Origin of the sequence: Rhodococcus sp. NJ-530, from assembly GCF_003860625.1 — a bacterium.
Taxonomy (GTDB): domain Bacteria; phylum Actinomycetota; class Actinomycetes; order Mycobacteriales; family Mycobacteriaceae; genus Rhodococcus_F; species Rhodococcus_F qingshengii.
In genome coordinates, this window is the sequence record NZ_CP034152.1 from 6024982 (window position 1) to 6036887 (window position 11906).

Genomic DNA, 11906 nt, shown 5'->3' on the forward strand with positions numbered 1-11906 from the left:
ACATGGAGCCATCGACCCCTAACCTTAGGTCTCGGTCATTTGTCGTGCCTGCACTCTGACGCTGATTCAAGGAGTTATCCATGCCCCGCCCTCTCGTCGAACCGTCGCTGGTCCCGGCCTTGCGCCCGGCGCTGCCTGCATTGGCTGCCGGGGTCGTCGCGGCCGCAGCGTCGGGGGTCGCGATGCTCGGGGCGCTCTGGTGCGTCGTGCAACTCATCGGTGAACCGTCGATGAGCTGGGCCGGGTGGGCATGTGCGCTCTGGCTCGTGGGCGTCGCGCTCGCTGCCACATCGTCGTGGCTCTCGCACCACGCGGAATCGCTTTTCGAGGCAAGGGTTCGCCGCCAACTCGCAGCCCACCTCGTTCGCCTACCGGCAAGCACGCTGTCCCGCTACAGCGGAGACGCACTGCGGAGGCTCGTTTCGGACGACATCTCGGCGCTGCACCATATGACTGCGCACCTACCGGCCGAGTTCGCCACACTCATCGTGGTCCCCGCGGTCACGATCGCGGCGTTGGTTGCCTCAGCCGGCCCCGTGGCGCTTCTCGCTCTGGCTCCCGGCATCGTGGCAGCTCTGTTCTACCTGGTCGTGATCCCCCGAATGGCCGCTCGGCACAGCGCCGAAAGTGCAGATGTCATGGGCGACATCGTGACTGCCGTGGACGACTATGCCCGCGGCATCCGCGTCTGCCGGATCTACGGCGCGCAGACCGGCGCTGCCGCCGACTATGCAGAATCGACAGCACGGTTCACCCGGGGAATGCAGGAGCGCGTTCGACTCGTGGCTACCCCTGCGGCCGTCGCCGTTGCCCTCATGCAGGCGACGGCGACGTTCGCGATCGCCTGTGCCGTCGGATTCCACTGGGATGCAACGACGTTGGCCGCCACCATTCTCTTCAGCCTCGCAATCGTGACACCGGCCCTGCGGCTCGGGCACGGCCTCGACTACGTCGCTGCTGGACGCTCTGCTGCGGGCCGGCTCGCCGCTGCCCTGGACGAACCCACCCTCCCTGCCGGTGAAGCGCCAACCGTTCCGGCCTCGAGTCCCTCCGATCGACTGGAGATCGTCGACCTGACTGTCACGATCGCGGACCGCAGAGTCGTCGACGACGTCACGCATGCATTCCGCCCAGCCGCGATCACTGCGATCACGGGACCGAGTGGAGCAGGCAAGACGACGCTCCTGAAAGCATTGGCCGGCTTCGAGATCCCGGAACTGGGTACCGTCCGCTACACAGGTCGTAGCATCACCGCGATCGACGAGAACCTGCGGCCACAGTCCATTCTGCTCACACCCCAGGGCGCAGACGTGTTACCTGCCACGGTGCGCGAGAACATCGCGCTGGCCGCCCCCGATGCAACGGACGCGGAATACACCGCCGCACTACGCCGGGCACAGATCGACGCCCGCCTCGACGCCCACGCAGCTTCACTCTCCGGCGGAGAACGTCAGCGAGTCGGGATCGCTCGGGTGTTCCTCTCGCCCGCAGCAGTACTGCTGCTCGACGAGCCGACCAGTGCACTCGACGATCGGACAGCGGCAGAACTGCTGAAAGAATTGCGGTACCTCGCGCACGACGAAGGAAAGACGGTCGTGATCGTCACCCACGACCCCGCTCTTGCAGACGATGCCGACGATCGAATCGACCTCGGCGGTCGAAACGTGAACGACGCCGCGTCGCACAATGCAGCCCTGACTAGAGCCGAATAATGAACAGCGCCAATGCAGTCCGACGACGCTTGATCACCATCGGACTCGGTTGGGTGTCCGTCGCTGTCCTCGAAGCGATCGCGTACACCACCCTCGCGCTCTCGATCGCTGATCACCGGTCGCCGGTTCTCGTCCTGGCCACGGCCACCATTGCTCTCTTCGTGACCGTCCTGGTCTCGCGGGGCGGTTACTTCACCGGGGCTCGACTCGTCGGCGATCTCTACGACGCTCTCGGCGATGCCTTCGCCCGTGCGAAACTGTCCTGGTTCACCGACGACAACCGGGCACTGCTCGCCACCGTCGCCGGGCGCGGAATCCCGTCGCTGATGAGTGTTCCCGCGCACCAACTTCAGACCTTCCTGGTTGCACCGCTGATCCCGCTGCTCCTGCTTCCTGGGATCGCGGTCGTCGCGGGGCCAGGTGTCATGCTGCTCGTCGGTGGACTGCTCGCCGTGTCGCTCGTCGCTCAGACGCTGGCCCAACGTGCGCTCAGCCGAGCGGACGAGCGCCGACACGAAGCCGAGCTCGCAGCAACTCAGTCGACACTCGAGCTCACCGACCACCTCGAATTACTGCGTACGGCAGCCGGTCCCACACGTTCCGTCGAACGAATCGAGCGAAGCTGGCGGAATCAGGAAGCCGCGCTTGCACGGACCAATCTCGCCGCGGCACCAGCGACATTCATCTCGGCGATCGCCACCATTGTGCCGCTGGCAGGTGCAGTGATTTTCCTCGCCGCCACCGGATTCGACGATCCCGCAGCCGCTCTCGCGCTTGTCATCCTCACCGCCCGCGCCGCTGCGCCGCTCGACGAACTCGCCCTGGCCGGAATCGGAGTCAACGAGCTGCGCGCAACGGTTCGCGACTACCGCACAGCGACTTCGGCTCCCGCACTGGCCGAGCCCGCACCCCGGGACGCCGCGCGCCCTGTTGGAACTGACATCGAGGTCGCCGGGGTAGACCACGCTCCGGTTCTGCGCGGCATCACCGCGAAGATCCCCGCGGGTGAGCGAGTTCTCGTCGCAGGACGCTCGGGTACGGGGAAAAGCACCCTTCTCGGGCTGCTCATGCGCTTCGACGATCCTGACCAAGGCAGCGTCACTCTGGGCGGAGTTTCATTGCGCGACTTGCCCTACGACGCTCTGGCGGCACATATCGGCTACGTGCCGCAGGACCCACTCGTGTTCTCGGGCACCCTCGGCGAGAACATCGGACTGGGAAGACCGGGCGCTACCGAAACCGAGATCGAGGACGCCGCCAGGCGCGCTGCCCTCGGCGCCGTTCTCGACCGCTCGACGCTCGGCATTCATCAGGACATCGGACACCAGGGTGCCGCTCTCTCCGGTGGCGAACGTCAGCGGGTGGCGATCGCTCGCGCCTTCCTCAAAGACGCTCCCGTCCTGGTGCTCGACGAAGCCACCTCGGCCCTCGACGAGGCCACCGAGCGCCGTATCGCCGGCGCCGTGCGGGAATTGGCGGCCACCGTCTTCGTCGTCACCCACCGTGACCCCGCCATCTGGGAGCCCACCCGCACGATCACCCTCTGACATCGCTTGTCTTACACGCGTGGATACATTGCCGGTCCCGTCGCACCCAGGTGATGACCGCAGTCGGCGATTTCAGCTCAGCCGCTCGATGATGGTGACGTTCGCGGTCCCGCCACCCTCACACATGGTTTGGAGTCCGTACCGTCCATCAATGCGGTCCAACTCGTGCAACATCGTGGCGAACAACTTGGTGCCAGTGGCCCCAAGAGGGTGGCCCAATGCGATTCCACCACCGTTGGGATTGACCCGGGAGGGATCTGCACCCGTCTCGATCAACCAGCTCAGAACTACCGAAGCGAATGCCTCGTTCATTTCTACGGTATCCATCTGGCCGATCGCCATGCCGGATTTCGCCAGTGCATACTTCGTCGCGGGTATCGGCGCCGAGAGCTGCAGCATCGGATCGTCGCCGCGCACGCTCATATGATGAATGCGCGCACGTGGCTTCAATCCATGAACCTCGAGCGCCTTCTCGGAGACGATCAGGGCCGCTGATGCGCCGTCACAGATCTGCGAAGCCACAGCAGCCGTCAGCAACGAGCCATCCCTCAATGCGGGCAGTGCAGCCATCTGCTCCATGGATGTCTCTCGTGGGCATTCGTCAACGACGCATTGGCCCAATGACACTGTCTCACGCTCGAATCGGCCGTCTGTGATGGCAGCACGGGCACGCTGATGCGATTGCAGTGCCCATTCCTCCATGTCTTCACGGCTGATACCCCATTTCTTGGCAATCAGGTCGGCGCCGACGAACTGTGAGATTTCGGCCTCGCCGAATCGTGCTGCCCACCCCCGGGACCTACTGAAGGGCGTGTCGAATCCGTACTCGTTGCCGGCACGCATCGCCGCCGAGATAGGAATCGAGGACATGTTCTGCACACCGCCGACAAGCACCACATCTTGGGTCCCGCTCATGACCGCTTGCGCTGCGAAGTGGACGGCTTGCTGTGAAGATCCGCATTGTCTGTCGACTGTCGTTCCTGGGATGTCCAAGGGTAGGCCTGCTGAAAGCCAGGCGGTGCGGGCAATGTTGCCCGATTGCGGCCCGATAGCGTCGACACAACCGAAGATCACATCGTCGACGGCCATCGGGTCCAGTCGAGTGCGGTCGAGAATCGATGTGATCACGTGGGCCCCCATGTCCGCTGGGTGCTCTCCTGCGAGCGAGCCGTGCCGTTTACCCACCGGAGTGCGGAGCGCATCGACGACATAAGCCTGAGGTGCAACCATACGAACTCCTTCGAAATCGAGCTTTGTCGGGCTTTCGATGTCGCACACACTCTAGCGATCAAGCATTTGTTTGGTAGATGAAACGTGATTTCGAGACCCGCAGCCACCACCACAGGATTGGTCTCCGCACTTCTATCCAACGAAATCCACTGCTGTCGCAATCATTCGACAGTTCGAGGCTCGACCCCCCAAACGCGACTTGGCTGCCCACGCCGCAGACCCCTCACGCCAGCGTGAAACGGCGAAAGATGCGAGAACAGCTGCGGGAGTGCATCTTCGAGCGGAACGAGCGCATCATCCATATCCATTGCCTTCCCTGAGAAATCGTTCAGCCCGCCTTGCGAACAACACCAGCTTTGTCGAGCTACACCGCAAGCCGGCTGGCCGATGGCTGGGAAGTTAGTACTTTCGGTGGAGCCCAGCATGATTGGGCTATTCACCGCCCAATACAGGCTTCGTATACCGATACGCGTTGCAGGACAACGATTCTACAAACGGTCACGCACTCAGCGATTCACGAACCGCCGCTGGCTCGAAAACTGGATCCCCTTGCGGTAATTGCGCTCCGGGTAGAGCATGGGCACCACACCGTCTTCGATTACCGGAGGTTACCGTGACGAATCTCGTACGCCGATTATCTGCCTGCGTATCCATAGTGGCCGTTTCGGTTCTCGCGCCCGCAGCCGTTGCCTCCGCGGCGGTCACCGTTCCGTTCCAAATCAACCCGGCGCCTTTCGGGAACCCAAACGGCAGCTTCGACGCACCCCCCGTCCACTGTGTGGCGGTAGTCGGCGAACAACCTGGCACGGTGACGATCACCGGCGCCAAAGACGAGCGGTGGGGTTGCATGCTTTCGACGGAAGTGCGCTGGATGAACCTCTCGACAGGAGCCTCCGGCTCCGGTCGGCTTTCTGGCGACAACCAAGGAACCCCGGGAGAGGCAACCCTGCAGACTGGAGCCGGGCAAGTTGCCGTCGCCATATTGCCTGCCGCCGGACCTGTCACCCCGGGTTTCGCAACCTTCTTCGTCCCATAGGCAACCCTCAAACCCGGGACACCTGCTGTACGAACGACCCGTCGCCACACAATCGTGTGGCGACGGGTGAGTGCTTTCCGTTCTGCAGTTGCGTGCCTACAGCTTCGCGCTGATGAGCGGCACGATATGTTCAGACGCCCACATCGTTCCGATCGGGCCACCGCTCGTGATTGCCCACAGAACGTCGCCACCGTCGGCGGTGCGCGGAGGCAGGGCGACCCAACGACCGGAGGACACCGCTCCCAGCGCTTGGAAGAGCTTCCCGCCGGTCAGCTTGTCGAAATCCTCCTCGCTGCCGGCGGCACTGCGGCCGATCAGCAGGAAGTCCGCATCGATGTTCTCGAGAAGTTCCTCGCCGACAGTGCTTTGGGTGACGAACTCTTGTGCACGCGGGTTCTCGGCAAAACCGAGCTCGCCCAAGAAAGTTGCCGGAGCCGAGCCGGGAGCTGAAAGGTACTGCAACCCGTTGCCGGTTCCGTAGAAGATCGCCCAGGTTGCAGTCAAGCCAGTGAGTTCAGGGTTCTCCTGACGCACCTTCGCAAAGTATTGATCATGGTCGGTCACGATCTTTTCGGCTGCCTTCGAGAGGTCGAGTGTCTCGCCGAGTACGCGGATCGATTCCTTCCACGGCACGAGCATCCGCGACTTCGTGTCGGGGCTCGTCACCACCGGTGCGATGGAGGACAAACGTTCGTAGTAATCGCCCATCGACAAACCACCCAGGCCGTCGGCCCAGCCGACGGCGACGATGAGGTCAGGTTCGCTCGCGGCGATCGCTTCGACGGGAAGTGTGCCGCCCATCGCGAACTCGAAGGTGTCGAGATCCTCTGCGCCGTAAGGCAGCAAGTACGACTGGGAAGCCGACTCCTTGACCATCGACGAGGAGAGAACGGGTTTGACGCCGAGCGCGAGGAGCATTTCCGTGTCGACGGCATTGGGGACGATTGCGGCAACCCGCTCCGGGCGCTTCTCGAGAATACTTGTACCGTAGGGCGATTCCAGGGTCAGCGGGTAAGTAGTCGTTCCTTCCGCAGCGGGAAGGGCGTTCCCCTCCGAACCGGGAGTGGACGCCGTTTTCGAGTTTTCGGCCGAGGCCGAGCACCCGGACACAAGGAGCGCTGCGGCGAGCGCGGCCCCTATCAGTCCGATGATCCGTGATCGTCTGGTGCGCAGGACTGTCATTTCTGCCTTTCGGTGTTATCGAGCGCTTCGGTCTTACCGAGCGATGGAGCCGGGTCAGGAATCTGTGCGCACTGTGTCGCTGCGTTTCCAGTAGCCGGTGAAATCGATGTCGGTCTTCGCAATTCCTCGATCACGAATCAAATGACGCCGAAGCGAGCGAATCGTCGCCTGTTCGCCTGCAAGCCAAGCGAATACGCGTCCGTCAGGCCATTCGACAGCACTGACCGCGTCGAGCAACAAAGCAGTAGTGCCGGGCTCCGCCCCGTCGCGTGGCAACCACGTGACACTCACCCCGGGCAACTCGCGCACCGATTGAATGTGAGCCGAGTCCGCAATTTCGACGAACACATGCCCCTGGCATCGGCAGGCAATTCCTCGAGCAGACGTGCGATCGCAGGTAGCGCCGTCTCGTCACCGACGACGAGCAGATACTCGCAATCTTCCGGGAGTCCCTGCGATACAGAGGGACCCGCGATGTGCATTCGGTCGCCCGGGCCGGCGTCGCGCGCCCAGGTGGTAGCAACTCCACCGCCGTGAACGACGAAATCGACGTCAAGTTCCCTTGTTCGCGGATCGTAACGGCGCACGGTGTACGCGCGGGCAAGTGGACGGCGTCCCGCTGCGAAAGTCACAGTGCCGTCGACTATCACCGGCAAGACCGGATCGGTTTCGCCAGGATAGGCGAACAACAATCGGAGGTCGTCGTCGAAGCCGGTGCTGACGAAGGCGGGCTCGGCAAAGCCGTCGGGGTTTGTGAAGGTGTCGAGCTGCGCTCCGGTGAGCGTCACTCTCCGCATGCCCGGCGTCACGTCTGTCACCCGACGTACCTCGAGTTCACGCAAGGTGACTGAGTACGCTGTTGTCGGACGGGTGTTTCGGGGCACGGAAAGACTCCTCGGAAGCGCACAGACGGGGGGGTTCGACCCACGCTCGATCACGGCGGAAGGGCCATTGAATAAAGCTAGCCTCCCCTAATCGGCTACGGTTATCCGTGCGTGCCGACTTCTTACACTCATCGGTGGCTGCGTGAGAAAGCATCTGAATCGGGAGGGCATACGTGGGACCACGGTTGGTGTTCTCCGCGGGCGAAGTCCCCGAGATCCCCGCGTCCCGACTCTCCTCGATCGCGAATGCACGTGAGCCACTGCTCTTCTGGGTACACACCGGACACGCGGAACTACAGATCGGCGACCGCACCCGCAGCGTGACCGCTGGGGCGGCAACCTGGGTGCCCGCGGGAATCGCCTACAGCATCCGAGTCGACCCGGGAGCGGTCGCGTTTCCCATTCCGATGCCCGCTGCCGACCTGCCGCCCACGTTGAACCGGATCATCGATTTCGAGATCCCGGCAGCCTGGCAGGACTGGCTCGTCCACCAGTTCGCGCACAACTTGGGATTTCTGCGCGGTGGGGCGACTGTGGGAGCCGGACTACTCGAGCTTGTCGCGGGGGCCCATTCCAACGACGCCGACGCTTCGGTGTCGTACGCCCCACCGAATTTGCCACGCTCGGCCGAGACCCTCGAGATCGCTCGCACGCTTCTACGGACGCCAGCCGACGACACGGAGCTTTCCCAGTTCGCCCGGCAACTCAAGATCGGCGTCCGCACCCTGCAGCGCCGATTCACGGAGGAGACGGGGTTGCCTTTCGCGCGTTGGCGCACCTCGGCCCGGATCGCGGCAGCAATCGCATACCTGAACTCCGGCCGCGAAATCGGATGGACGGGTGGGCAGGTCGGATTCGCGACGCCCGCGGGATTCACCCGTGCCTTCCGTGAACACACCGGTGTGACACCCAGTGACTACACACGTGCAAACCAAGGCTCAGCGCCGATCCATGAGAACGAGACCTTGGCACAGAGCGTCGCACTCTTGTCCGAGGAAGGCGCCCACTCAGGCTCGGCGCCGATACCGCCGACGATTCCCGCAAGCGGAACGTGGGCCAGGGTCAACAACTTTCACGTCATCGTCTGGATCTACCGAGGCTCCGCCCGGGTCGCTTTCGGCGACCGAACCTGGAATCTGAGGCGGGGCGACGCGATGTGGCTTCCCGCGGGAGTACGCAACAGCGTCGAGATCGCGGAGGGTTCGCTTCTACTTCCGCTCGGATCCCAGCCTGGCGACTCTCCCGTCACTGCACCGCCGCCACGAGTGCTGCACTTCGCGCGCGAAGCGGAGGCGTATCTGTTACACACGGTCGTTGCGAATTACACCCTTCTGCGCCCCGAAATCCATGACCCAGCGAGGATCTCGAGGCTGATCCGAAACAGCGCGGCGACGCGGACACCCGGCGGCCGAACCGATCCTGTCGAAACGATCCTTACCGCACTCCGCGTGGACCCCACCGATTCGCGCACGCTGCCGGAGTGGAGCGCTCGACTCGGCGTCGACGAGGGCCTGCTCCACAAACGCTTCGTAGCGGCCACCGGCCAGAGCTTCCCGCGCTGGCGCGGTCAGTTGCGGATGACCCTCGCCCGCGCTTACCTCGAGGAGGGCTTCTCGGCCGGAGAGACCGCCCGTCGACTCGGCTACGCGCACGCGTCCGGATTCACCAAGGTCTTCATCGGTGCCCACGGCATGTCGCCCCGGGACTACCAGCGCCGCGGATGGCGGGGAACGGTCGAAGGACTCATCGACTCGTGACCTTCCGACGGATGAGTCCTTCGATCCGTCGTGTCGCCCGCCGAAACGGTCTCGAACTGGCACTACTTCCTTGACTAAATTTTCAGTCAAGGTTTACGCTCCATGCAAGCAGGACGCGGACCGGGCGCGCACGCACACAGCACAAGGAGTCACCGCAATGCAAAGACGTCGGTTCATTCAGGCAGGCGCCGCTGCGCTCAGTGGCCTCTTTTTGGCAGGTTGCGGCGATTCCGACTCAGCCTCGCGCGGGAGCAATGGAGACGACGATCTTCGCGAGTGGGTGATGCCGGAAGAGGGTGATCCACACAAGCGCACCTGGATGGCGTTCGGTGCCAGCGAAGCGATCTGGGGAGCAGCCCTCCTGCCCGAGGTCCAGCGCAACCTCGCGACGATCGCGCAGACCATCGCGCAGTTCGAGCCCGTCTCGATGCTTGTTCGTTCCGAGGAACTGGACTTGGCTCGCTCCCTCGTCGGCCCATCGGTCGAACTGATCGCCGCGCCTCTCGACGACCTCTGGATGCGCGATACCGGCCCCGTATTCGTGAAAGGCAACGGGACCAAAGCGGGTATCGATTTCAACTTCAACGGTTGGGGCGAGAAGCAGGATTTTGATCAGGACGGCCAGGTCGCAGCTTTCGTTGCCGCCCGCGCGGGAGTCGAATCATTGCCTACCGACCTGATCCTCGAAGGCGGCGGCATCGAGGTCGACGGCGAAGGCACAGCCATCATCACCGAAAGCTGTGTACTCAACAACAACCGCAACCCGGGATGGTCGAAGTCGGACGTCGAAGCCGAACTCGGCCCCCTGCTCGGTCTCGACAAGATCATCTGGCTACCGGGAATCGCCGGCAAGGACATCACGGACGGCCACACGGACTTCTACGCCCGTTTCGCACGCCCAGGTGTCGTGGTCGCAGGCCTCGACACAGACCCGGAGTCGTTCGACCACGACGTGACCGCACGTCACCTCGAGATTCTCCAGAACGCGACCGACGCACAGGGACGGAAGCTGGAAGTGGTGATCCTCGAGGCGCCGGTCGCGATCAGGCCCGACTTCGAATCGGACGATTTCGCAGCCGGATATATCAACTTCTACGTATGCAATGGGGCGGTCATCGCACCCGAGTTCGGTGACCCCGAGGCCGACCAGGCCGCCAGAAGTGAATTGGAGCGCCTCTTCCCCGACCGCCGTGTCGTGCAGATCAACATCGACGCCATCGCCGCGGGTGGTGGCGGCATTCACTGCACCACCCAGCAGGAACCCGCGGACTAGAAACCTGTCCCGACCACCCTCGTAGAATTCGGACTCGTGTCGAACCGCCAAACGCAAATCTTGGAAGCAGCAGTCCGCGTCATTGCCCAACACGGCGTACGCGGGCTGAGGGTGGAGACGCTCGCTGCCGAGGCCGGAGTGTCGACGGCACTCATCTACTACCACTTCCAGAACCGTGCAGGTGTGCTGCGCCGGGCCCTCGATCACATCAACGATCGCGCCGCGCTGTACACCGAAAGTGCCTTCACGGAGACAGACCCTCGTGCGCAGCTCGAGCAGATGCTCCTGCTGGAGTTTCAGAATTCCCCGAAGATTCGGGAGAACAGCATCGCCTGGGGTGAACTCCGGGCAAGCGCAGTCTTCGCCGACGAGCTGCGCGAACCCCTAAGCACCACGACGCAAGAGTGGGCAGACGACGTCGAATCCTTGATCCGCCAAGCGCAGGATGCCGGGCTCGCTGATCCGAAGGCAAGCCCGGCCGACGCCGCCGAGCGACTCACCGCCCTGGTCGAGGGTCTGAGCGAACGCTGGCTGAGCGGCTCGATCCCCATCGAACGAGCCCGAGAACTGCTCACCGGCGCGATCAGTGTGGAGATCGATCCGAGCTAGCCTCTACCGCTCGCCGACGCCCTTCGATTCCGGAGACAGAGCCGGGAACCAGATGTCGGTCAGAACTTCGGCCGCCTGCATCCGAGTCACATCGATTGTCCCCTGCACGGCCCAGCGTGTGAAAAATCGCTCCAACTGACTCACAAGCAATTCGACGCGCAACCTCGCCTCGTCATGCTGTTCCACCGGCCACCGACCCAGATACTTGGGCATGGCATTCGGTAGTTCGGTCATACCGTCTCGCGCTGTCTCGCGGAACTCCGGTTCGAGTGCCACGGCCTCGTCCCACGCCGGCAGCAGGCGCTTGTTCTCGTCGAACCAGTCGAAGGCACGCTCCAGCCACGCAGTGAACTCCACGCGAGAGTTCGTGTCGAGAACCCGATCGAGATCGATGTAGAAAGCGAACGCACTCGCCGCCATCCCGGCCGCGCCGATCGTCTTGAGCATCTCCACCTTGCTGGCGAAATGCACGTAGAACGTGGCTCTACTGCATCCGACGACCGAGGCGATGTCGTCGACCGTGACAGCCGCGTATCCCCGTTCCTCGAACAGAGTGCGTGCGGCGTCCACGAGTTTGGCCCGCGTCGCTCGTTTCTGCTCGTCGCGAAGGGTTCCCCGCCTGTTCCTCGGGCCGTCCGTAGTCGTGCTCACGTCGCCCACCTTGCTCGCATTTCAA

Annotated in this window: 11 protein-coding genes; 6 read left to right on the plus strand and 5 right to left on the minus strand. The window is 63.5% G+C overall.

Annotation, left to right across the window (positions count from 1 at the left end):
- The first annotated feature begins 80 nt into the window (after nucleotides 1–80).
- The gene (locus EHW12_RS28155; RefSeq protein WP_125052296.1) at nucleotides 81–1712 is read left to right on the plus strand and encodes an ABC transporter ATP-binding protein; all 1632 of its coding nucleotides are present in this window, start codon (nucleotides 81–83) and stop codon (nucleotides 1710–1712) included.
- Entirely contained in the window at nucleotides 1712–3259 is a 1548-nt protein-coding gene (locus EHW12_RS28160; protein WP_125052298.1) for an ABC transporter ATP-binding protein, read from the plus strand. The genes EHW12_RS28155 and EHW12_RS28160 overlap by 1 nt, the downstream gene beginning before the upstream one ends.
- Nucleotides 3260–3331: 72 nt before the next feature.
- Here the strand turns inward: EHW12_RS28160 and EHW12_RS28165 are convergent, their stop codons facing one another.
- Complete coding sequence (locus tag EHW12_RS28165) at nucleotides 3332–4489, minus strand: acetyl-CoA C-acetyltransferase (RefSeq protein WP_099697262.1); 1158 nt, start codon at nucleotides 4487–4489, stop codon at nucleotides 3332–3334.
- A gap of 655 nt (nucleotides 4490–5144) precedes the next feature.
- Here EHW12_RS28165 and EHW12_RS28170 point away from each other — a divergent pair.
- The gene (locus tag EHW12_RS28170) at nucleotides 5145–5525 is read left to right on the plus strand and encodes a hypothetical protein (RefSeq protein ID WP_050655001.1); all 381 of its coding nucleotides are present in this window, start codon (nucleotides 5145–5147) and stop codon (nucleotides 5523–5525) included.
- A gap of 96 nt (nucleotides 5526–5621) precedes the next feature.
- Here EHW12_RS28170 and EHW12_RS28175 read toward each other — a convergent pair whose 3' ends face one another.
- From EHW12_RS28175 to EHW12_RS28180, 3 genes are read right to left on the minus strand one after another with little or no spacing between them, the layout of a single operon-like run.
- Complete coding sequence (locus EHW12_RS28175; RefSeq protein WP_125052300.1) at nucleotides 5622–6707, minus strand: ABC transporter substrate-binding protein; 1086 nt, start codon at nucleotides 6705–6707, stop codon at nucleotides 5622–5624.
- A 54-nt stretch (nucleotides 6708–6761) separates the two neighbouring features.
- Nucleotides 6762–7055, minus strand: coding sequence for a siderophore-interacting protein (locus EHW12_RS35515; RefSeq protein ID WP_346774218.1), 294 nt, complete (start codon nucleotides 7053–7055; stop codon nucleotides 6762–6764).
- The gene (locus EHW12_RS28180) at nucleotides 6995–7591 is read right to left on the minus strand and encodes a siderophore-interacting protein (RefSeq protein WP_241199068.1); all 597 of its coding nucleotides are present in this window, start codon (nucleotides 7589–7591) and stop codon (nucleotides 6995–6997) included. The genes EHW12_RS35515 and EHW12_RS28180 overlap by 61 nt, the downstream gene beginning before the upstream one ends.
- A 173-nt stretch (nucleotides 7592–7764) precedes the next feature.
- Here EHW12_RS28180 and EHW12_RS28185 point away from each other — a divergent pair, with 173 nt between their 5' ends.
- From EHW12_RS28185 to EHW12_RS28195, 3 genes are all read left to right on the plus strand, one after another.
- Nucleotides 7765–9348 (plus strand): helix-turn-helix domain-containing protein, encoded by a 1584-nt coding sequence (locus EHW12_RS28185; protein WP_125052302.1) that lies wholly within the window; start codon nucleotides 7765–7767, stop codon nucleotides 9346–9348.
- Nucleotides 9349–9505: 157 nt separating this feature from the next.
- Nucleotides 9506–10621 carry an agmatine deiminase family protein gene (locus EHW12_RS28190; RefSeq protein WP_125052304.1) on the plus strand — a complete coding sequence of 372 codons (1116 nt, stop codon included), beginning with the start codon at nucleotides 9506–9508 and terminating at the stop codon, nucleotides 10619–10621.
- A gap of 36 nt (nucleotides 10622–10657) precedes the next feature.
- On the plus strand, nucleotides 10658–11230 hold the full coding sequence (locus EHW12_RS28195) for a TetR/AcrR family transcriptional regulator (RefSeq protein WP_054825073.1): 573 nt from the start codon (nucleotides 10658–10660) through the stop codon (nucleotides 11228–11230).
- 3 nt (nucleotides 11231–11233) lie between these two features.
- On the opposite strand, the gene EHW12_RS28200 is transcribed toward EHW12_RS28195, so the two are convergent.
- Entirely contained in the window at nucleotides 11234–11890 is a 657-nt protein-coding gene (locus EHW12_RS28200; protein WP_125052306.1) for a TetR/AcrR family transcriptional regulator, read from the minus strand.
- Nucleotides 11891–11906: the final 16 nt, after the last annotated feature.

Bases quoted from the DNA above. Each gene is read 5' to 3' on its own strand.
- EHW12_RS28155 (WP_125052296.1), top strand. From the start codon at position 81: ATGCCCCGCCCTCTCGTCGAACCGTCGCTGGTCCCGGCCTTGCGCCCG.
- EHW12_RS28160 (WP_125052298.1), top strand. From the start codon at position 1,712: ATGAACAGCGCCAATGCAGTCCGACGACGCTTGATCACCATCGGACTC.
- EHW12_RS28165 (WP_099697262.1), bottom strand. From the start codon at position 4,489: ATGGTTGCACCTCAGGCTTATGTCGTCGATGCGCTCCGCACTCCGGTG.
- EHW12_RS28190 (WP_125052304.1), top strand. From the start codon at position 9,506: ATGCAAAGACGTCGGTTCATTCAGGCAGGCGCCGCTGCGCTCAGTGGC.
- EHW12_RS28175 (WP_125052300.1), bottom strand. From the start codon at position 6,707: ATGACAGTCCTGCGCACCAGACGATCACGGATCATCGGACTGATAGGG.